The sequence below is a fragment of the Micromonospora sp. NPDC048909 genome, from assembly GCF_040649635.1.
GTDB lineage: Bacteria > Actinomycetota > Actinomycetes > Mycobacteriales > Micromonosporaceae > Micromonospora.
This window is the reverse complement of the sequence record NZ_JBEZFU010000007.1, coordinates 360,100-382,754: the sequence shown is the minus strand read 5'-3', so window position 1 is coordinate 382,754 and position 22,655 is coordinate 360,100. Positions and strand designations below refer to the sequence as shown.

General features: G+C 67.2%; 12 protein-coding genes. 8 read left to right on the top strand and 4 right to left on the bottom strand.

Translation table 11 applies throughout. The annotated features are described in order from the left end of the window. Positions 1 to 155: glycogen/starch synthase (locus AB0C04_RS21520; protein ID WP_357057303.1), on the bottom strand; the 155-nt coding region annotated here is incomplete at its 3' end. 138 nt (positions 156 to 293) lie between these two features. Then, complete coding sequence (locus tag AB0C04_RS21515) at positions 294 to 2,237, bottom strand: amylo-alpha-1,6-glucosidase (RefSeq protein WP_357057265.1); 1,944 nt, start codon at positions 2,235 to 2,237, stop codon at positions 294 to 296. A 42-nt stretch (positions 2,238 to 2,279) separates the two neighbouring features. On the opposite strand from AB0C04_RS21515, the gene AB0C04_RS21510 reads away from it, so the two are divergent. Together AB0C04_RS21510 and AB0C04_RS21505 are read left to right on the top strand one after the other, a co-directional pair. Continuing rightward, complete coding sequence (locus tag AB0C04_RS21510; RefSeq protein WP_357057263.1) at positions 2,280 to 4,988, top strand: glucosidase; 2,709 nt, start codon at positions 2,280 to 2,282, stop codon at positions 4,986 to 4,988. A 96-nt stretch (positions 4,989 to 5,084) separates the two neighbouring features. Further along, a complete protein-coding gene (locus AB0C04_RS21505; protein WP_357057261.1) occupies positions 5,085 to 6,446 on the top strand; it encodes a serine hydrolase domain-containing protein in 1,362 nt (453 codons plus the stop codon). A gap of 156 nt (positions 6,447 to 6,602) precedes the next feature. On the opposite strand, the gene AB0C04_RS21500 is transcribed toward AB0C04_RS21505, so the two are convergent. Then, complete coding sequence (locus AB0C04_RS21500; RefSeq protein WP_357057259.1) at positions 6,603 to 7,115, bottom strand: GNAT family N-acetyltransferase; 513 nt, start codon at positions 7,113 to 7,115, stop codon at positions 6,603 to 6,605. 157 nt (positions 7,116 to 7,272) lie between these two features. On the opposite strand from AB0C04_RS21500, the gene AB0C04_RS21495 reads away from it, so the two are divergent. The 6 genes from AB0C04_RS21495 (at position 7,273) to AB0C04_RS21470 (ending at position 21,083) form a co-directional block, all read left to right on the top strand. Then, positions 7,273 to 7,851 carry a TetR/AcrR family transcriptional regulator gene (locus tag AB0C04_RS21495; protein WP_357057257.1) on the top strand — a complete coding sequence of 193 codons (579 nt, stop codon included), beginning with the start codon at positions 7,273 to 7,275 and terminating at the stop codon, positions 7,849 to 7,851. A 129-nt stretch (positions 7,852 to 7,980) separates the two neighbouring features. Next, on the top strand, positions 7,981 to 8,676 hold the full coding sequence (locus AB0C04_RS21490) for an HAD family hydrolase (protein WP_357057301.1): 696 nt from the start codon (positions 7,981 to 7,983) through the stop codon (positions 8,674 to 8,676). Between the two features lie 677 nt (positions 8,677 to 9,353). Then, the gene (locus AB0C04_RS21485; RefSeq protein WP_357057255.1) at positions 9,354 to 10,016 is read left to right on the top strand and encodes a L,D-transpeptidase family protein; all 663 of its coding nucleotides are present in this window, start codon (positions 9,354 to 9,356) and stop codon (positions 10,014 to 10,016) included. A gap of 157 nt (positions 10,017 to 10,173) precedes the next feature. Continuing rightward, entirely contained in the window at positions 10,174 to 19,281 is a 9,108-nt protein-coding gene (locus tag AB0C04_RS21480) for a DNRLRE domain-containing protein (protein ID WP_357057253.1), read from the top strand. A gap of 446 nt (positions 19,282 to 19,727) precedes the next feature. Beyond that, positions 19,728 to 20,303, top strand: a complete 576-nt coding sequence (locus AB0C04_RS21475; RefSeq protein WP_357057251.1) for a hypothetical protein — start codon at positions 19,728 to 19,730, stop codon at positions 20,301 to 20,303. Positions 20,304 to 20,537: 234 nt separating this feature from the next. Beyond that, positions 20,538 to 21,083 (top strand): hypothetical protein, encoded by a 546-nt coding sequence (locus AB0C04_RS21470; protein ID WP_357057249.1) that lies wholly within the window; start codon positions 20,538 to 20,540, stop codon positions 21,081 to 21,083. A gap of 754 nt (positions 21,084 to 21,837) precedes the next feature. Here the strand turns inward: AB0C04_RS21470 and AB0C04_RS21465 are convergent. After that, positions 21,838 to 22,470, bottom strand: coding sequence for a hypothetical protein (locus AB0C04_RS21465; protein ID WP_357057247.1), 633 nt, complete (start codon positions 22,468 to 22,470; stop codon positions 21,838 to 21,840). Positions 22,471 to 22,655: the final 185 nt, after the last annotated feature.

The following is a 22,655-nucleotide window of genomic DNA, read 5'->3' as shown; positions in this document are numbered from 1 at the left end:
GTGACCTCGTGGCCGGCGGCGGCCAGGGCGACGGAGAGGGCGTGCACGTGCCGGCCGAGGCCACCGACGAGCACCGGCGGGTACTCCCACGACAGGATGAGCACCCGCTGGTGCCGGGCGGGGTGGATGTCGATCACGTCAGCGTCAGGTGACATGCGGCCCCCTTGGAGTTGTCCCCGGGCGCGCGCCGACCGACACCCGCGGTGGTGTCCGTCGTCGCGTCTGGATCGGGGCCAATCCTGCCGCGACCTGGATAACCAGTGGCGACGCCGCCGTTGCGGTCGTGTAAAGCGCTAGGGGCCGGTGCGGCGGACGCGTAGCAACTCGGCGACCGACCACGCCTGGAACGGGCAGCCGGTGGCGCCGTGCGGCGGCAGACCGTCGGCCGTCTCGCTGACCGACCCGAGCCCGTATTCGGTGAGGTGGGCCTCGAGCCCCACGAACAGCTCGTCGACCGGGATCTTGGCGCGCCGGGCGGCGTCCACGTACGGCCCGAACAGCCACGGCCAGACGGTGCCCTGGTGGTAGCCGCCGTCCCGCGCGGCCGGGCCGCCCCGGTGCCGGCCGACGAACTCGGGGGCGTCGGGGGAGAGGCTGCGCGGACCGAGCGGGGTGAGCAGCGCGCCGCCGATCCGGCGCAGGGTCGCCTCGTCCGGCTCCAGCGGGGCGTACGGCAGGGACCAGGCGAGCAGCTGGTTCGGGCGCAGCGAGTCGTCGTCGTGGTACGCGGCCCCACCCAGCGGGTACGCCGGGGCGGGCGCGTCCAGCACGTCGTGCAGCCAGCCCGCCGGCGCCGGGTAGCGCTCCCGGAACGAGGCGGTGGCCTGCCGGTGCAGCCGCCACAGCTCGCCGGCGTCCGCGCCGGCCAACTCGGTCAGCTCGGCCAACCCGGCCAACCCGTTGATCCAGAGCGCGTTGACCTCGACCGGCTTGCCGGTGCGCGGAGTCACCGGCACCCCGTGGACCCGGGCGTCCATCCAGGTGAGGGCGGTCTCCTCGGTGCCCTGGGTGAGCAGCCCGTCGGCCGGGTCGACGGCGATGCCGTAGCGGGTGCCGGCCCGGTGCGCGTCGATCACCGCGTGCAGCGCCGGCAGCAGCTCGTCGCCGAGGTCGGTGTCGCCGGTGACGGTCACGTGCCGGCTCACCGCGTGCAGGAACCACAGCGTCGCGTCGACCGTGTTGTACTCCACCCGGCCGGTGTCGGCGGTGTTCGCCAGCATCCCCTCCGACAGCGTCGCCGCGTACGAGCGCAGCAGCTCCCGCCCCAGCTCGGCCCGGTTGGTGCTGAGGAAGAGCCCCTCGTACGAGATCATGGTGTCGCGCGACCAGGCGCCGAACCACGGGTAGCCGGCGACCACGTCCACCGGGGCGTCCGCGGTGCGCACCACGAACGCGTCGGCGGCCAGGGCCAGCGTCGCCTCGACGTCGTCGGCGGGCTTCGCCTGCGCCACCACCTGCCGGTTACGCCGCCGGGCCACCTCGATCACCTCGGTCGCCGGCGGCGGCTCGACCTCCAGCGGCGCCGCCCAGGCCAGCACCGAGACCGTGTCGCCGGGCCGCTCCAGCGCGCCGCTGAACCGACCCGCGTACCAGAGGTCCTCCTGCGGGTGCAGCCCCCGGGCCGCCTCCTCCCGGTGGTGCACACCCAGCCACCACTGCCCCTGCGGCGTCCAGCCCGGCCCGGAGAGCCGGAACGCGCCCTCCACCACCGCGCCGCCGGCCACCTGCTCCACGGTGGGAGCCGGACCGTCGGCCCGGCGCTCGCCGTGCGCGTCGCGCCAGGTGCAGGCCGCGGACAGGTCGAGGCGCACCGGCCCGCCGGAGACCAGCCGGTGCACCACCGCCACGCACGACCGGCCGGGGAGCATGGCCAGCTCCCGCTCGATGACCACGTCGCCGATCCGCCACCGCCACCGCGGCACCCCGTCGACCAGCCTGAACTGCTCCAGCAGTTCGAACCCGCGCGGGTCGACGTTGCCGGAGGCCCACTCGTGCGCGCCGAGGCGCACCTGCGCCCCGGAGGGGAGCAGCACGGCCGGGTCGAGACTGACCAGTCCCACGCGTCGGGACGCGGGCGTGTCGCCGGCAACCACCAGCAGCCCGTGGTAGCGGCGGGTCCGCAACCCGCTGACCGTGCCCATGGCGTAGCCGCCGACGCCGTCGCAGACGAGCCACTCCCGGGTCGCTGCGCTGGTCAGCTCGGTGCAGACCTGCGGGCCGAAGCGAATGTCGATCAACTTTCCTCCACCGGCGGCGGCGTGCCACACGCCACGACGAGAATGGCTGCTGTGGTCAAGTACCCGAACGGCGTCGAAGATGTGCAGGTGATCACCGACCGTTCGTCCTCCGACGCGCCGGCCCCCGACGCCGAGCGGATCCGGCTCGCCCAAGCCGACTCCGGGGAGCAGGACTGGCGCGCATGGGGTCCCTATCTGTCCGAACGGGCGTGGGGAACGGTACGGGAGGACTACAGCGAGCACGGTACGGCCTGGGACTACTTCCCGCACGATCACGCGCGGTCCCGAGCGTACCGATGGAACGACGACGGCATGGCCGGCGTCTGCGACGACCGGCAGACCTTCTGCTTCGCGCTCGCGCTCTGGAACGGCACGGACCCGATCCTCAAGGAGCGGATGTTCGGTCTCGGCGGCGACGGCGGCAACCACGGCGAGGACGTCAAGGAGTACTGGTGGTACGAGGACTCCACCCCGACGCACTCCTGGATGCGCTGGCGCTACCACTACCCGCAGGCCGCCTTCCCCTACGACGAGCTGGTCGCGGTGAACGCGCTGCGCGGCCGGGACGACACCGAGTACGAGCTGGTGGACACCGGCATCTTCGACGACGACCGGTACTGGGCGGTGACCGTCGACTACGCGAAGGCGTCGCCGACGGACATGTGCATCGTGATCACCGTGGCCAACCGGGGCGACCAGGCAGCCACCCTGCACGTGCTGCCCACGCTCTGGTTCCGCAACACCTGGGCCTGGGGGCTGCCGGGCGCCGACCGGGTGCCGCGGCTGGTGGGCGACGGGTCGCGGCTGGTCGGCGAGCACTGGGTGCTCGGCCAGCTGCTGCTGGAGGGTGACGGGGCGCCGACCCCGCTGCTCTGTGACAACGACACCAACGCCGAGCGGCTCTGGGGCCTGCCGGGTCGCTCGCCCTACCCGAAGGACGGCATCAACGACCACGTGGTCGACGGGGCGGCGACGGTCAACCCCGACCGGGAGGGCACCAAGGGCGCGCTGCACTACGTGCTGGACGTGCCGGCCGGCGGCAAGCGTCAGATCCGGCTGCGGCTGACCCGTACCGCCGGGCCGCCGGCGGGCGACCCGCCGCCCCCCGCCGACCTGGGCGGCGGTTTCGACGCGGTGTTCTGGGCCCGCCGGGCCGAGGCGAACCGGTTCTTCGCCGGCGTGATCCCGGCCGAGGCCACCCCCGACGAGGCCCTGGTGGCCCGGCAGGCCATCGCCGGGCTGATGTGGGGCAAGCAGTTCTACCACTTCGACGTCAAGCGGTGGCTGGAGGGCGATCCCGCATCCTCGCCGCCGCCGGCCGGACGCCGGCACGGGCGCAACAGCCACTGGTGGCACATGACCAGCTTCGACGTGATCTCCATGCCGGATCCGTGGGAGTACCCCTGGTACGCGGCCTGGGACCTGGCCTTCCACTGCGTCAGCATCGCCCGGGTGGACCCGAGCTTCGCCAAGGCGCAGCTGCTGCTCCTGCTGCGCGAGTGGTACCTGCACCCCAACGGGCAGATCCCGGCGTACGAGTGGGCGTTCGGCGACGTGAACCCGCCGGTGCACGCCTGGGCGGCGCTGAAGGTGTTCGAGATCGACGGCAGCCGGGACCACGAGTTCCTCGCCCGGGTGATGCACAAGCTGCTGCTCAACTTCACCTGGTGGGTCAACCGCAAGGACACCGGGGGCAACAACGTCTTCGAGGGTGGCTTCCTCGGGCTGGACAACGTCGGGCCGTTCGACCGGTCCGCGGCGCTGCCGGTGGCCGGCGTGCTGGAGCAGTCCGACGGCACCGGCTGGATGGCGATGTACGCGCTCAACATGCTCGACATGGCCATCGTGCTGGCCGAGCACGACCGCACCTGGGTGGACACCGCCACGAAGTTCTTCGAGCACTTCACCTACATCGCCGCGGCCGCGTACTCGCAGGGGCTCTGGGACGACGAGGACGCCTTCTTCTACGACGTGCTGCGGCTCGCCGACGGCAGCAAGGTGCCGCTGAAGGTCCGCTCGGTGGTCGGCCTGCTGCCGCTGGCCGCGGTCACCCGGCTCAGCGCCCGCACCCTGCACCACCTGCCCGAGCTGGGCGCCCGGCTGCGCTGGTTCCTGACCAACCGGCCCGAGTACGCCGACGTGGTCGGCGCCCGCCGGCTGGGGCCGGACGGCCGCCAGCAGCGGCTGCTCTCAATGGTGGGGCCGGAGCAGGTGGTCCGACTGCTGGCCCGGATGCTGGACAGCGACGAGTTCCTCTCCGATTACGGCCTGCGCACGCTCTCCCGGGCGCACCTGGACAAGCCGTTCTCGGTCACCCTCGGCGGGCAGGAGTTCTGCGTCGGCTACGAGCCGGCCGAGTCCACCAGCGGCCTCTTCGGCGGTAACTCCAACTGGCGCGGCCCGATCTGGATGCCGACCAACTTCCTGCTGATCAGCGCGCTGCGCGACTACGCCGCCTTCTTCGGCGACGATCTTCTCGTCGAATACCCGACCCGGTCCGGGGTGAAGCTGACCCTCAACGAGATCGCCGACGACCTCTCCGCCCGATTGATCGCGCTGTTCACCCGCGACGGGTGGGGCCGCCGACCGATCTACGGCGCGGCGCAGCTCTTCCAGACGCACCCCGACTGGCGAGACCTGATCGCCTTTCCGGAGTACTTCCACGGCGACAACGGCGCGGGCCTGGGCGCCTGGCACCAGACCGGCTGGACGGCCCTGGTCGCCGACCTGATCCTCACCCTGCGCCGCTGACCCCGCGCTGTCCCAGTCGGCTGGTGTTGGTGGAACCCGGCGAGGCGTGACACTGCGGGGGGACGCGATCCACCGGTGTGGTCGAGAATCGACGCCGTGAAAGACGTGGATATCTCTCAGGACTGGGTCCGGTTGCTGGGCCAGCTTGACCGGCACGTGTCTTCCGGGCTGCTTTCGCCGGACACGGCGGCGTTGTCCGACCTGATGAGCATCTATCAGGTGCCGGGGGTCAGCATCGCCGTCGGGCACGTGAGCGGGCGGCTGTGGGCGGCGGGGTATGGCGTCACGGGTGGCGAGACGTCGACGCCGGTGACCGCGGGCACCGTGTTTGCGGCCTGTTCGATCAGTAAGCATGTTGCCGCCTTCGGCGCATTGCTGCTGGTCCAGGACGGTGCCCTGGATCTGGACACCGACATTCGCGAGTACCTCACCTCGTGGCAACTACTCGACCGCGAGGGTCAGCAACCAGGAGTTACGTTGCGCCAATTGCTGGCGCACACGGCGGGTTTGTCCGACACCTGGTATCGCGGCTATGCCGCGGATCGCGCCCCGTCGCTGTTGCAGGTCCTGGAAGGCAGCGGCTCGACGACTACTCCACCGGTTCGGTCGACCCTGTTGCCGGGTAGCCGTTTCCGGTACTCGGGCAGTCACTACTCCGTGCTCCAGCAGCTGATGGTGGACGCGACCGGAACCCCGTTCGAGGACCTGATGCGAACTCTGGTGCTGGAACCGTTGGCCATGGCCGACAGCAGCTTCGACCAGCAGTTTCCGCACCAGCGACCGCATCTGGTGGCTCGTGGCCATCACGGTGGCGGCACCGGGATCCCCGGCGGTTGGCGCGTGCAACCGGAGACGGCCGCAGCTGGACTGTGGGGCACCCCGACCGACCTGCTCCGGCTCGACCTCGAGATCGCCCGGGCGACCTCGGGAGACTCGAAGCTGCTCGACAGCGACCTGGCCACCGAGATGTGGACACCGCAGGTTCCGGGCGGCACCTACGGGCTGGGCACTCAGGTCGACGACCGCGCCGGGCTCCGACGTTTCGGACACACGGGGTTGAACGTTGGCTATACCTGCTTTTCCTACGTGTGGCCCGACAGCGGCACCGCGGTCGCTGCGATGACCAACTCTGAGGATGGATGGGAGCTGCTGGCCAGCATCCGCGCCGCCGCGGACCGTCGGTACGCCACCAGCACCACAGCCGCGCCGCTTGGTGACGTGGCGGGCCGCTACGTCCTACACGACGACTACCCGATCGACATCGCGATCACCGACGGCCAACTGACCTTCTCCGCCGCTGCCCAGCAACCGGTTGTACTACTGGCAGAACCAGACGGTCGCTACCTGCACCCAGGACTCGATCTGGAAGTCCGGTTCCTGCCGACCAACGACCAGCCTTACATCCTGGAACTGCGACAGGAAGGAGTCACGCAAACCGCGAAACCATCAACCAATTAACCAAGATGCACCCTGCGGAATGCGTTGTTGCCGCCGCAGCGCGCAACGCTCATGCCGCGATCCGCGCGCTACTCGGCGTTACGACGTGCCGACTCGGCCGGCACACGCACATGCCGATGTGCGAGCGCCGGTGACGGGAGACGGCTCGGCCCAGTCCTAGGGCTGACTCGATTGCGAGGAGTTGCCGAGAAGCACCTCGTAACGGAACAGGTCACCGTCGGCACCCGACTGCCGGAAACCCGCACGTTCGAGGGTGCGTTGGGAGGCGACGTTGTCTCTGTCGGTGTCGGCAACAACCCGGGGCACGCCGTGCTCGGCCGCGACGGTCAGCAGAGCGGTCAGCGCCTCTGCCGCATAGCCCTGACCACGAGCCGACGGTGCCAGGCCGTAGCCGATCTCGACACATCCGTTGTGCGGTCGGCCTTTGTAGCCGATGCCGCCGATGGCCTGCCCGTCGGCCTTGCGAGTGATCCGATAGTGCCCGAACGGCCGTGGATTCCCATGGGCTGAGGCGGTCCTCAGGAACGCTGTGACACCGATGACGTCACCGTCGAAAGGGAAGTCATCTGCCCAGACGTCCGTCGCTCCGGCATGGCGCGCGATTATGCGTTCGCCCTCTGCTGTGTCGATCGCGTGCAGGGTGAGTCGCGGCGTGTGAAGTTCGGTCACAGCCGCAGCCAAGCAGGGCGCCCCGGCTGCCACAAGCTACTTTTCGCGTCCGGCGCACCCGAGCCGGTTGGGCCGGTGGCGGAGACGACCGAGCCTGCCGTAGTCGCCAATCCGTCATGGAGCGACTACGGGCGGTGTGCGCCACTAGGCTCGTGGCGTGTCCGGACCTGAAGAAGGGGCCGCCGAACGAGATCTGCGTGACCGCATCGTCACGGCTGCCCGCGAGTTCGCCGAGGCGGAAGGCTGGGCGGGGGTGAGCATCCGGCGGTTGGCCGATCGGGCCGAGATCGACATCGGTGATCTCTACCGGCACTTCGCGGATCTGGAGGCGCTGGTCGCCGCCGTCGCGGTGTGCGCCTTCGCCGACATCGCCGCCGATCTGGCCGAGGCCCACGCCGAGGCGACCGACGGGCCGGAGGGCGCCTGGCCGGCGGTGGTGAGCGCGTACTTCGACTTCGCGTACGCGAATCCGGAGGTCTACGACGCGATGCTCGTGCTGACGCCCGACCTGGCCCTCGGCGTTGACGGCGTGCCGGCGGCGCCCCGGGCGGTCTTCGCCGAGCTGCGGGCGGCGCTCGCCCCGCTGGCCGCGGGGCGTGACCCGGACACCCTCGCCGAGGTGGGCTGGAGCCTGCTGCACGGGGTGGTCATGCTCACCCGGGGTGGCCGGCTGCGCCCCGAGGCGCAGGAGGAGCGGGAGGCGATGATCGCGGACCGGCTGCTGCGCTGGCCCTGACAAGCGACGGGCGGGCGCGACGCGCCGCTGGGCCGGAGCGGAAAGTCACTGCGCACACCGCGCCCGGTGCCCTAGAGTCCCGGACCGTTCGGGTGAGCGTGAGGAGGCGGCGGCATGACGGTCGACGGGATGGCAGGGCGGCGCGGGCAGGTGTTGGTCTTCGACGCGGACGACACGCTCTGGGAGAACAACGTCGTGTTCGAGCGAGTGATCGACGACTTCCTCGCCTGGCTCGATCACCCCACTCTCGACCGGGCCGAGACCCGGGCCATCCTCGACGACATCGAGCGGGCCAACGCGGTGGCGCACGGCTACGGCAGCAAGGTCTTCCTGCGCAGCCTGGGGGAGTGCCTGGAGCGGCTGCGCGAGCGGCCGGCCACCGACGGCGAGCGCCGGGAGATCGACCGGCTCGCGGTGGCGCTGGTGGAGCACAAGGTCGAGCTGATGCCCGGGGTGGCCGAGGCGTTGGACGAGCTGGCCGGCCGGCACGAGCTGCTGCTGCTGACCAAGGGCGAGCGGGAGGAGCAGCAGCGCAAGCTCGACGCGTCCGGGTTGCTGCACCATTTCCGGGCTGCGCACATCGTCGCGGAGAAGGACGTCGACACCTATCGGTGGCTGGTCCGCGAGCACGGCTTCGACCCCGCCCGCGCCTGGATGATCGGCAACTCCCCGCGCTCGGACATCCGCCCCGCCCGGGCGGCCGGGATGAACGCCGTGTTCATCCCGAACGAGAACACCTGGGTGCTGGAGCATGACGACCTGGACCCGACCGACCTGGGCGTGCTCCGCCTGGCCGCCTTCCCCGACCTGCTCCGGCACTTCTGAGCAGCGCCGCTCACCCGGCGTCGCCGCCGCGACGGGCGTACGGTTGTTGTGCCGGTGGCGCCGCTCCGCGCGCTCGCCGCCGGCGCAGTGGCACCCCGACGCCGACCAGCGGCACACCGAGCGCGGCACGCCCGGCGGCGAGGTCGTCTCGACCAGAAACAGCGTTCACGAGAACCGTCGTGTTACGCCGACATGCCGCTTTTCAACGTTGATATCAATCACCCTTCTCCGGCCCCGAGCCTCCTTGTCCAGCCTGGAGAAACGCGCCTAACCTGAGCCGGCGCTCGCGCCTCTTCGGGGTGAGACGGGAGCGCGCCGAAGTCCGGTCGTTGGGCACCGTGGAGCTGAGTGCAGGCGGGCCGGCTCGTCGTGTTGAGCCCGGAGTGGGCGGCGTGCCACGCCCGCACGTTCAATACGACGATGTCCGCTACCACGCCCGGACGGTGGGGGTCAGGACCGGGGAGTTGCGGACCCGGTCCTGACCCGTTATCTGTTTCCGTTTCGGCGCTGACTGATCCCGGTGGCGTCCGACTCGTCATTTCCGTTACGCCGACTCTCCGCGTGGGAAACCGACGTTCCTCACTATTTCCGGGGCACCGGAAGTGGCTGCGGCCTGTCATCATCCTTCGAATGGAACGCAGACATATCGCTGCGGTGTCGACGCGGGCGGGTCGGCCGTGAGCGGGCGGGGGCGGCCGATCCCGCCGCCGAACCGGGCCTCCGCGCTGACCACGCTGCCCGATGCGACCAACCAGGTCGTCATCGTCACCGGCAACGGCTACAGCACGACGTACGCGACGCTGGAGACGTTCGCGAAGGTGAGCGGGCACTGGACAGCGGTCTCGGCGCCCCTGCCGGCGCGCATCGGCTCCAAGGGGTTCAGCGACAACCACGTCGAGGGTGTGCCCACCACGCCGACCGGCGTCTACTCGTTCGGCCCGACCATGTACGGCATCGGCGCCGATCCGGGCGTGCGGTTTCCGTACCACCGGGTGGTGACGTACGACTGGTGGAACGAGAACGTCAATTCACCGCTGTACAACACCTTCCAGCACAGCACCACCAACCCGGGTGGCTACAGCGAGGCGCTCTGGCAGGAGATCCCGGCTTACACCCACTTCGGCGTGATCACGTACAACATGCCGCCGAACGTGGCGAAGCCGGTGCCGGGCGTCGGCAGCGGCATCTTCCTGCACGAGTTCAGCACCGCCAGCGGCAACGCGACCGCCGGTTGCGTCAGCCTCTCCCACGCCAACCTGGTCAAGGTGCTCACCTGGCTCGACCCGGCCCGCTCGCCGCGGATCGTGATGTGCCCGGTGCAGAACCTCGGCCGCTACTGACCACACCCGTCTCGACAGGGCCGTCCCGCACGTCGGGGCGGCCCTTCGTCGTGCCCGGCCGTCGATACCGTCGGGAGATAGCCGGACGATAGCTGTCGGTGTATGTCCTCTCCCTAGCTTCTACCCGACGTATTGGCCCTTGACCGGAGGGTAACGGGTGAGAAGAAAGCTACGGGGACCGCTGATCGCGGCCCTGGTGGTGGCCCTGGCGGCCACCCTGGGCGGGACGCAGGTCCTGTCCGAACAGAGACCGGAAGGCGCCGCGAGCGCCGACGACGACGGAAAGGGTCTGCTCGACCGGCTCGGGGGCGCCGCCCGCGGGTTGGTCGGCGACGGGCCGGACCGGCCCCGGCCGGAGGTCATCAGCGCCGGGCTGTCGGTGCAGGAGAACACGCCGGCGGGCAAGGCGTGGCCGGCGCAGAAGCGGGTCAAGGAGTTGACCGGCAAGCGCACGGCGAACGGCAAGACCTACCAGCTGTCCGACGGGCGCACGCAGGCGGAGATCTCCGCGGTGCCGGTGCACTACAAGGACTCGAAGGGCCGCTACCAGCCCATCGACACCACCGTCCGGCCGACCAACGACAAGGGCTACGTCCAGGGCAACCGGACGAACGCCTTCACCAGCCTCTTCGGGGACAGCTCGGATGAGCTGGCCCGGTTCGAGCAGGACGGCCGCAGCATCGAGCTGGGGCTGGCGGGCGCGCCGCAGGCGGTCACGCCGAAGGTGTCCGGCTCGACGGTGACCTACGCCGGCGTGGCCGGTGGCGCGGACGTGGTCTACGACGTGACCAGCACCGCGCTCAAGGAGAAGATCGTCCTGCGTAAGGCCCCGGCCGCGCCGGTGTCCTACACGTTCACGCTGGACACCGCGGGGCTGGTCGCGCAGCAGCGCGAGGACGGCTCGATCGCGTTCGTCGGTCGGGACGGCGGTCGGACGTACTTCGAGATGCCCGCGCCGTTCATGTTCGACGACAAGGACGACAAGGCCTCGCCGCACGGCAAGGTGTGGAGCGACAAGGTCACCCAGAAGGTGACGCAGTCCGGCGCCACCACGACGGTCACCGTCACGCCCGACGCGGGTTGGCTGGCGGACTCGGCGCGGGTGTACCCGGTGGTGGTCGACCCGACCATCAAGGTCCAGCCGGTGCCGACCGACGCGCAGGACGTCGCGATCTACTCCGGCGCCACCACCACGAACTACAACGACACGTACCAGCTGAAGGTGGGCACGGACGCCTCCCAGTCGTGGCGGTCCCTGGTCAAGTTCGACGTCAGCTCGGTCCCGGCGAACACGCCGATCGACGACGCGCGGCTGGACATGTACTACTCGCAGACCCACCACGCGTGGGGCTTCGACGTGGCGATGGAGGCCCGGCGGGTCACCCAGCCGTGGACGGAGAGCACCGCGAACTGGTCGAACATGAACGCCAACATGGCCGCACAGCCGGCCGGCAACATGGTCACCAAGGACGACGGCGACTCCGGCACGTCGATCAGCGGCACCTGGCCGTACTCGGCCAACGCCGATCTGACGCCGCTGGCGATCAACGGCGACTACCGCTACAACAGCGACACCACCGCCGGGAACACCCACACGTGGGTGCCGACGATCACCGAGTCGGGTGATTACCAGGTCGAGGTCCACTACGTCTCCGAGGCGGACCGGCCGACCAACGCCCCTTACACGGTCTACTACAACGGCGGTTCCAAGACCTACAACGTCGACCAGACCGGCAGCGGTCTCGGTGAGTGGAAGACCCTCGGCGTACACCCGTTCGTCGCCGGCACCACCGGCAAGGTCGTCCTCGGCGACGTGCTCGGTAAGTCGGTGATCGCGGACGCGGTCCGCTTCACCCGCTGGGGCGTGACGACCAAGAAGGCCGCGGTCTCCAACGTCTGGAGCTCGTTCCCGGTCCGCAACGCCGTGCAGGAGTGGGTCAACAAGTCCCAGCCGAACTACGGCTTCATGGTCAAGGCGGTCGACGAGGCGAAGAAGGGCCGCGGCGGCCCGATCTTCGAGGCCTCGGAGTTCGCCTACAACAACGCGCGGCGGGACTACAACCTGCCGAAGCTGGTGGTCACCTGGGGCACCCCGGGCATCGCGGTGAACCCGCCGACCACGATCACCTCGACCGGTGCGGTACTGGACTGGCCGGCCTACCCGGGCACGGACATCGCCGAGTACCAGGTGCACCGCAGCATCTTCCAGGAGTACACGCCGTCGGCGGCCACGCTGGTCGCGCCGGTCTCCAGCGGCACCCGCACCTACCAGGACACCACCGCGGTCCCCACACCGGCGGACAACACCGACCCGTTGGCGCGGAAGTTCTACTACTACATGGTCGCGGTCAAGACCAAGGACGGGCGGCTGATCGCGGGTCCGACGCAGTCGGCGATCCTGCCGAAGGCGGGTCAGATCACCCGGATCTACCGCACGGGCACCACGGACACCACGCTGGCGCAGAGCCGGCCGACGGAGAACGTGGACGTCTACGACGGTGACCCGTACGTCAGCCCGGGCAACAACTCGCCCTACTACGGCGACACGCACGGTCTGCTGAAGTTCCCGACGCTGACCGGGATCCCGACCGACGCCCAGGTCGTCGACGCCGACCTGCGGCTGTACAACACGTCGCTTTTCCCGGGCACGGACACCGACGAGTACGTCGACGTCTACAAGCTCAAGCGGGCGTTCACCGAGACGAAGGCGACCTGGAACACCTACGACGGTGTCAACGCGTGGACCACGGCGGGTGGCGACTACGACACCACCTGGAAGGCCGGCGCCACCGGGTTCACCAACGACCCGGAGTGGGCGAGCTGGGACATCACCGCCGCGGTGAAGGGCTGGGTGACCACCCCGACCAGCAACAACGGTCTGCTGCTGCGCCAGCGCGACGAGGTGAACCAGACCGCGCGGGCGATGCTGCTGTCGTCCGAGGCGCAGGAGCCGCTGCTGCGCCCGACGCTGGAGGTCACCTACCTCGAGCAGAATGCCGAGTCGACCTACTACGCGGCCTCGACGCCGGCGTTGACGACGCCGAACGCCACGTACACGGTGCCGGTGACCCTGTCGAACCCGACCCTGGCGGCGTGGAACCCGACCGACTGGGAGCTGGCCTACGACTGGAAGCGGCCCGACGGGATCACCGACGGCGCGGACGCCACCTTCGAGTTGAAGACGGCGCTGCCGAAGAGCGTCCCGGCCGGCGGCACGGTCGACGTGGCCGCGCAGGTGAAGACCCCGCCGTCGTCGACGGACGGGAACAAGCGCACCGACTACGTGCTGCAGTGGGATCTGCGCAACAAGCTCACCGGCAAGAAGCTGTCGGAGACCACTCCGGCGATCCAGCCGCTGCCGCAGAACGTGGCGGTGGAGGAGCCGACCTCCGACCAGCTGGGTCTGGAGAAGTTCTACTCCTACGCGGGGAAGAACACCGGCGCCGGTGGCTCGCTGATGAACAACCTCTACTCCGGCAACACGGTCTGGTCGTACAACGCGATCAACAACCCCTCGCGGGGGCTGTCGACGTTCGTGCGGCTGGCGTACAACTCGCTGGACACCAGCGACTCGGTGGCCGGCTTCGGCTGGTCGCTGCAGGCGTCGTCGATGATGCGCCTGGGCACGCCGCTGGACTTCCATCCGAACCCGAACCCGACGAAGGTCACGCTGACCGACGGTGACGGTACGAGCCACTGGTTCACCTGGGACGCGGCGGCCAACGAGTGGAAGAGCCCGAAGGGTGTGCACCTCTACCTGCAGAAGTACAGCAGCGTGGACTGCAAGCCCAACACGCAGGAGCGCAAGGCGTGGGTGCTGACCCGGCCGGACCGGACGCAGTTCTTCTACGACTGCGAGGGCTTCCTGTCCAGCATCGTGGACAACAACCAGAACGAGATGGTGTTCACCTACGAGGAACGGAAGTCGAACAACAAGCCGACGAAGTTCCTCAAGTACATCACCGACGCGACCGGCCGTAGGACTCTGACCGTCGAGTACTTCGCGAAGGGTCAGACCTACGACTACATCGACGATGTCACCTGGACCCGTAAGACCGGGACCGGCCTGACCAACCCGAAGATCATCGACCACATCTCGGCGATCACCGACATCTCCGGGCGGAAGCTGAGCTTCGCGTACACCGACAAGGGTCTGCTCGGTGAGCTGATCGACGGTGCCGGCTCGACCGACGGCACGCCGAAGACGTTCAAGTTCGCCTACGACATGACCCAGGGCAACAAGAACGTCAAGCTGGTCAAGACCACCGACCCGCGGGGCAACGCGACCAACCTGGTCTACCACTACCCGCAGGCCGGCGACGACCCGAAGTGGCACTGGACCACCAAGTCGTACACCGACCGGCTCGGCTACCTGACCCAGTTCGGCTACGTCGACCCGGACGGCCCGCAGGGCAACAACATCAACGCGACGGTCACCGACGCGGAGAACCACGCCACCGCCTACCAGATGGACGGCTACGGCCGGGCCTACCAGACCACCAATGCCAAGAACGAGACCACGAAGTTCGGCTGGGACGACGACCACAACGTGGTCCGGCTCGAGGAAGCCAACGCTGCGGTCTCCACCTGGGCGTACGACGCCAAGACCGGCTACCCGACGCTGGTCAAGGACGCCGAGGCGGTCAAGAACGGCTGGCCCGGCACCGCGCTGACCTACCAGCGCCAGCTCAACGGGTACGTGGCCGAGGTGGTCACCAAGACCAGCTCGGAGGGCCGCAAGTGGACCTTCACGTACACCGCCGAGGGTGACGTCGAGTCGGTCACCGACCCGCTGGGCAACACCACGGCGACCGCCGGCGACTACACGAGCACGAACACCTACGACGAGTGGGGCCAGCTCCTCGCCGCCAAGGACGCCAACGGCAACACCACCAAGTACCTCGACTTCCACCCCAGCGGATACCCGCGGCAGATCGAGGACGCCGGTAAGGGCCTGTCGTACTTCGCGTACGACGACCGGGGCAACACCCTAGAGGTCAAGAACGGTAAGAACGCCAAGGTCACCCAGGCGTACGACACCTTCGGTCGGCCGAAGGTGAAGGTCGAGCCGTTGGACGCAGCGAACAACCGTTTCATCACGACCAAGGCCTCGGTCTACGACGCCAACGACAACATCACCACGGCATACGCGGCCAACGGGGCGGAGTCGACCTCGGTCTACGACAAGGCCGACCAGGTCACCGAGTCGTACGCGCCGAAGGACGTGTCAACCGACCCGGAGCGCAAGACCACCACGACGTACGACAAGGTCGGCAACGTCCTGAGCGTCACGGAGCCACAGGGCAACCTGACCTCCACGGTCGGCGACTACACGACGACCACCAAGTACGACGCGATCTACCAGCCGCTCGAGGTCAGCAACGGCCTCGGCCAGAAGGTTGTCTGGGAGTACGACAACGTCGGCAACGTCACCGTCCTGTACGACGCGAAGAAGACCGCCAGCGCGGCGGACGACTTCACGTCCAAGTACGAGTACGACTGGAACCACCGGGTCGTCAAGACCACCGACGCACTGGGCAAGTTCACCACCGCCCGGTTCGACAAGGACGGCCTGACCCTCGGGACCACCGACGCGGAGGGCAACGAGTCGCTGGCGACGTACGACGCCCGTGGCGCGCTGGTCGAGTCGAAGGTGCCGCACAAGAAGGACGCCTCCGGCAACAATGTCTACCGGACGAGCAAGTACGAGTACGACCAGGTCGGCAACCAGACGAAGGCGATCACGCCACGCGGCGTGGACACCGCCGACGACGCCGACGACTTCGCGGTGGTGACCGTCTACGACGCGCTCAACCGTAAGAAGGAGGAGTGGTCGTCCTACGACAAGGACGACAGTCGGTACAACACGCCGGACAAGACCTTCTACACCTACGACGAGATCGGCAACCTGGCGAAGGTCAGCGCGCCCCCATCGGACGGGCAAACGGTCCGCAACGACACCGAGTACACCTACTACGACAACGGGTTGACGAAGACGTCCAAGGACCCGTGGGACATCGTCAACTCGTACGACTACAACGACCTGGGCCAGCAGACCAAGAACACGCTGAGCTCGGCCGGTGGGTCGACCACCCGGACGATGACCTGGGACTTCTACCCGTCGGGCAACGAGAAGGGGCGGTCGGAGGACGGCCTGCCGGTCGGCAAGGACGTGGTCCTGGTCGACAACTCCGACTCGAACAACACCGCCGCCCAGGGCAGCTGGACCAGCGGCGCCGCGACCGGGAACTACGGCTACGACGTGGCCACGGCGCCGGCGGGCAGCGGGTCGGCGCAGTTCAACTGGCAGCTGAACATCCCCCGGGACGGCAACTACGAGGTGTTCGTCCGGCACCCGCAGGTCAGCGGTGCCGCGACGGACGCGAAGTTCACCATCACCCACAACGGCGGCAGCGTCGTCAAGACGGTGAACCAGACCCAGAACACCGGTAGCTGGATCAGCCTGGGCAGCTACCCGTTCGTGGAGGACGGCGTCCAGAAGATCACCGTCACCGACCAGGCGACGGGCAGGGTGCTCGCCGACGCGGTCAAGCTGGTGCGCGACAACGCCGGTGACGTGGACAACGAGAAGAAGGAGTTCACCTACAAGTACAACCCGAGCGGGATGCTGGTCGAGGTCAAGGATCTCAGCCCGGGTGCGAAGATCGGCCGGTACGACGTCGCCTACGATCAGATCAACCAAATCTCCACGGTGAAGGAGTTTGTCGGGGCTACCGACACGACGCCGAAGAACACCACGGAGCTGACCTACGACGAGAACGGCAACCCGCTCACCTCGAAGCACGACCTCACGTGGTCGAAGATCGAGTACGACGCGCGGGACATGGTCGCCAAGGTGACCAACGCCGACTCTCCGACGGCGGGCAACCAGCAGATCTCGACGTTCACGTACACCGCTCGCGGGCAGCTGCTCAAGCAGACCAAGCCCAACGGCAACACCGTGGACCTCGAGTACTACCTCGACGGCGCCACCAAGCACCAGCTGGAGAAGACCTCCGGCGGGGCGACCGTCGCGGAGCACACGCTGGAATACCAGGCCAACGGGCACCCGTCCCGGGACGTGCTCAAGCTGATGAACGCCGACAACTCGTCGGATTACATCGACAACACGTACGTCTTCAGCTACGACCCCCAGGATCGAATCGCCAAGCTCGACAAGACCGGCGACAAGACCTCTACGGAGTCGTACGTCTACGACGCCAACGGCAACACGGTCTCGCAGACGGTCGACGGTACGACGAGCACCAGCAAGTACGACCGGAACCGGCTGCACTCCACCAGCAGCGGTGGCGTGACGTCGACGTACAACTACGACCCGTTGGGTCGACTCGACACCGTGTCGGTCGGCGGCGAGCGGGCGCAGAAGTACTACTACGACGGCTTCGACCGCACGGCGAAGACGACCGCGGGTATCGGCGCCAACGCCAAGTCGACCACCTACGTGTACGACCCGTTCGACCGGACGGTGTCGCAGACGACCGCCGGTAAGACGACCTTGTTCACGTACCTGGGGATGGACAACCAGGTGCTGCGCGAGGAGGTCGCCGGTAAGGCGACCAAGTCGTACCAGTACGCGCCGTGGGGTCAGCAGTTGACCCAGATCAAGCACAAGGACGATGGCAGCCGGGAGTACTCGCAGTTCATCTACCGGCCGCGCGGCGACGTCATCGGTATCACGAAGGATGACGGCAACACCCGGGCAACGTACGGCTACACGGCGTACGGCAAGGACGACGAGTCGCAGTTCACCGGTGTGGACAAGCCGGGTGCAACGCCGGAGGGCGAGGAGCCGTACAACGCGTTCCGGTTCAACGCCTCTCGGTGGGACGCGGGCTCGGGCACGTACGACATGGGTTTCCGCAACTACGACCCGGGCCTGAACCGGTTCCTGACGCGGGACACCTACGGCGGCGCCATGGCGGACATGGGTCTGGCCATGGATCCCTTCACCGGCAACCGGTACGCCTTCGCCGGTGGTAACCCGATCAGCTTCGTGGAGTTGGACGGGCACCTGTTCGGGATGTCGTGGTCGGACATCGGTCACGCCGCCCTGGACGTCGCCGGCATGGTGCCGGTGATCGGTGAGGTCGCCGACGTCGCGAACGGCATCTGGTACGCGGCCGAGGGCAACTACGTCGACGCGGCGATGTCGCTGGCTTCCGCTATCCCGCTGGCGGGTAACGCGGTGGCCGCGGCGAAGCTGGCGAAGACCGGTAAAAAGATCGCCGACGGAATCGACACCGCCAAGGACGTCAAGAACGGTGTCGAGGCGACCACCGATGCCACCAGGGCGGCACCGAGCAACACGCCGTCGACCACTCCGACGAAGTGCAACAGCTTCGTCCCGGGCACCAAGGTGTTGCTCGCCAGCGGTGGAACCAAGGCCATCGAGGACTTGAAGCTTGGCGACCAGGTTCTGGGTGCGGACGTCGAGTCGGGTGAGAACCAGAGCCGCAAGGTAACCAATGTCCGGAGCCACGAGGGCCGCAAGACGCTGGTAACGATCACGGTCGACGTGGACGGCAAGTCTGGTTCGAAGACCGGATCGATCACCTCCACGGCCGAGCACCTGATTTGGCTGCCCGACGCAGGTCAGTGGGTCACCGGTGGTGACCTCAAGCCTGGCATGTGGCTCGAGACCGCAACCGGCACCTGGGTGCAGATCACCGCAGTCACCAGGACGGATCGGCAGGAGCGGGTGCACAACCTCACCGTCGAGGGCATCCACACCTACTACGTCCTCGCCGGCGACAGCCCGGTTCTCGTCCACAACTGTCCTGGCGGCGTCGGCCCCGATGGCAAGCCGTGCAACTGCCAGAACACCACCGACGGTGGGGGCGGGGTGAAGCCGGTGACCAAGAAGACCCACTACACGGAGACTGAGGTGTACGGGCCGGACGGGGACCTCCTTCACACGATCAACCGAACCCGCAGTGGAGACCAGACGGGTCCGGAGCGTGTGCTGGGCTTCCCGGACAACATGAACGCCTCACACACGGAATGCCGTGTCTGTCGGGCAACCGGCGCCCCATCCCAGGTCCGGGGTAACCCGATCGTGAATGACACAATCCAGGGGACCGCGCCGGTGCCGCCTGGTGGTTACGTGATTATCAAGGGGACCAGGCCCCCGTGTGGTTCGTGCCGCACCCAGATGGAGGACGCAGCCCAGGCAACGAGCGCTACCTACGTCTACATCTGGAACAAGGGTAAGAGTTGGTGGCAGTCGGGCAGTCCGCTTGGGTGAGCCAGGGAAGGTAATGGACAATAGAGTCGATCCGATCGACATAATCGGAAGAACCGGCGGTGTCTACGCCGCGTCTGAGGATTTTGAACGAGCCCTGGACCTATGGTGTTACAAGGCTGAAAAGGAAGGTTGGTCCGTGTCGGTGCTCGACCGTGAGCGCGACTCGGGCAGAGACGGGCGATGCGGGACGGTCGAGGTCGAGGGCCTGAGATACGAAGTGCGTTACGGACCGCGGACCCGCACGACCCTTATCGACGACAGCACTGGAGAGGATGTCGAACGACCTGCCTTTGCGTACACCGTATGGGCTGAACCGGTCGTACTAGAAATATTCCTGGTCGACGAGTAACACGCACCGCAGCGGGTGCCTCTGCCGAATTGCGGCAGGGGCACCCGCCGCCTTGGAGAATCGCCGAACGCCGTCGCTACCTGGAAAAGTGGTCGTAATGCTGGACAATGCCGATCTGCATCGGTCACTCGAACACCTGACTCCCGAACAACGAGTCGCCTTCACGAGCGCCTGTCTGGAAGGACTGGTCAGGCAATTCGGTGAGTCGGCCCGGGGGAGTCAGCTCCTTCCGAAGTATCTGCTGACGCAGTCCGTTGCGCTCAGCTGGCGGTTCGTCCCGGTCGTCCCGAACGACCTGTCTGAGGTGGAGCGCTTATACAAGGAGTCCGAGAGCATCATCGAGGAGAGTGGCGACGAGGGGGGTGGACTGTTCGTAGCGGAGCATGTCCTTGCAGGTATCTGGTATGCGCTTCGTGCAGTCGAGTTGCGTAGTCCGGATTTCGGCGTCCTGGTGGCCACCAACTACTACGAAGCCGCGGATTATGCCATCACCATCGAGGATCCGAATCTGTCGGACGAGGAGATACTCGCGACGCCCTTGGTCGCAGGCGTGCTTCGAGTGATCTCCGAGATCCTCTCCGAGGTTCGGACGTTGAGCGCGACGGATCTTGACGCGGTGAAGGAATTCCGCGAGAAAGTAGCCGCTATATACGGAGATCAAATCAGTTCGTAGTGCTGAGTCCGGTAGTAGCTACGGCCTCGACTGTCGGCGGCTGACCGGATTCCCTCAAAGGAGGCCGGCCAACTGGCAGCGATTCTGACTGATCGGCGGGGTGCCACCGGATCCTCGGCCACGGGTATCTTCACGAGTCCAGGGGAGGGCATTGCCCGCTCACTGGAGACAGCGTTGCCAGGCGGGGACATCGAGAGGCGCGCCGCCAGTGGCTCGGTGAAAGGGAGGTTGCCTGTGTTGTCGCAGTCACTCGAGGCGCTGTGGGGTCACTTGGCTACAGCCGGTCGACCGGTGGTTGCCGCACGTGTTTCCGGCCCAAGCCTGGAAGACGTAAAGTCTACGTTCGACGAGCCGATCCCGGACGTGGTGGCTCAGTGGTTCAACTGGAGCAACGGAGTCGCTGACACGCCCGGGCAGACGCAGGATGACGCGTCGGTCATACCCGGTTACTGGCCGCTATCGATTGCCGAAGCGAAGTCGATCATGTCTGGGTACATCGACGACGACGCGGTGTTGGGCGATCACTGGGTGCCGCTGCTGGGTTCCGGCGGTGGTGACTTCTACGCCGCCGTCTTCGACGAGTCGCTGCACGAAGTGGGTGTCTTCAGCGTCATGTCCGGCGGCGACATAGAGATTTCCTTCCGCTCGGTCGAAGAGATGGTTGATGGGTTCCTTGAGCTCTATCAAACCGGTGTCTTCTTCGTGGATGACGACGGCACCCTCGAAGCCGACGATGACCGCTGGGTGGAATATGAGTCCAGAGTTGGTGGTGCCGCGTAGTCGATGAAGACGAAGGCAAAGTTTGAGCAATCGTTGATTGAGTGAAGGGCCATTCCTGGCGATAGGGGTGGGCCTTCACCATTTGCGGAAGCTGTGAAAGGCACCTACATCTGGGACGGGACAAGAGTTGCTGGCAATTTCAGCGTGCGCTCGGGGTGCGGCAGGGAAGCTAATGGATAAAAGAGTCGATCCGACTGACGTAATCGAAAGAACTGGCGGCATCTACGCCGCTCCTGAAGATTTTGAACGAGCCTTGAAACTTTGGTGCTACAAGGCCGAAAAGGAAGGCTGGCCCGTGTCGGTGCTCGACCGTGAGCGCGTCCCGGGCAAAGACGGACGGTGCGGGACGGTTGACGTGGAGGGCCTGAGGTACCAGGTGCGTTATGGACCCCGAACTCGCACGACTGTTATCGACGACAGCAATGGACATGATGTCGAGCGACCTGCCTTTGCGTACGCCGTATGGGCTGAACCGGTCGTGCAAGAGCTATTCCTCGTCCAAGAGTAGCGCGCACCGCAGCGGATGCCTCCGCCTAACTACGACGGGAGCACCCGCCGCTTTGGGCGTCACCACAAGCGGTAGTGGTGGGCAGGGGGCAACGCGCTCCATGCGCGCTGCGGCGTAGAGCGTCGTCGGCGTTCTAGAAGCGCCCGGTTCGAGTCGCCGTCGACCGCGTGGCTCACGCCTTCTCGTGGACGTTCTTGGCCGCGGCTTGCGACGTGCCGTGACGGGACGGGCGTCGACAAGGCGGCGTTAGTAGCGTCCGGCATCCTCGTCGGAATAGCCGCTGGCGATTACGCCCGCATAGGTCCGCGCGAACGCCTCACTACGAAGGAGTAGGACGGGGTCCCGATCCGAAGCCTCCTGCGCTGATCTCACCTCACTCAAGTCCAATAGCCGGATCTCGCCCTCCAGGCGACGAAACTCGTCTACTTGTGCATCTTCAGACGAAGATTCATCAGTCGCCATGTCTTCAGCTGCCTCTGCGAGTTCCTCGGCATGCTCGAAGACACGTCTCAACCGGTCTAGATCCTCTGGCCCGGCCAAGTAGTCGAAGACCTCCGTTGCCAACACTAGATGGTCAACGATCTCCGTCTCGAAGGGAGGGCCGTCTGGATCGCTAGACTCCAAAATACGCTCGACCACTTCCCTTACCTGTCGAAATTGCTCGGTGGGTACCTCGATGCCAGCACTCGCCCAACGGTAGACATGAGCGCCGAGGGCCCGCACCTGCGACAGTGCTTCCCGATGTTGTTCGAACCAGGGCGAGAACTTCTGATCCTGATCGAAGCCAAAGTATCGGACGAGGACGAGAGCGGCAGCACTCTGACGAGCGGCAAAGCCGAGCAGAGACGCCTGGCGCATGTGCTCCTCCAGGTTCGTCACCGGAGTTTCCTCTCGCTCATGTGGTTGAACTCCTATCGAGCTATTCGAGCATGTGCGACTTGGGTTCCATCGGCAGGGAGCCGAGATTGCTGACCACGGCGAGTGCGACGAGGTGGCGGTGCGGTAAGCGGAATACCCGCAGCAACAGCCGGACCAAGGCCGTGCCCAGCGCCGACACGGCCAGG

Excerpts from the sequence above, each read along its gene's own strand:
- AB0C04_RS21510 (WP_357057263.1), top strand. The coding sequence starts at position 2,280 with ATGGCTGCTGTGGTCAAGTACCCGAACGGCGTCGAAGATGTGCAGGTG.
- AB0C04_RS21490 (WP_357057301.1), top strand. The coding sequence starts at position 7,981 with ATGGCAGGGCGGCGCGGGCAGGTGTTGGTCTTCGACGCGGACGACACG.
- AB0C04_RS21475 (WP_357057251.1), top strand. The coding sequence starts at position 19,728 with ATGCTGGACAATGCCGATCTGCATCGGTCACTCGAACACCTGACTCCC.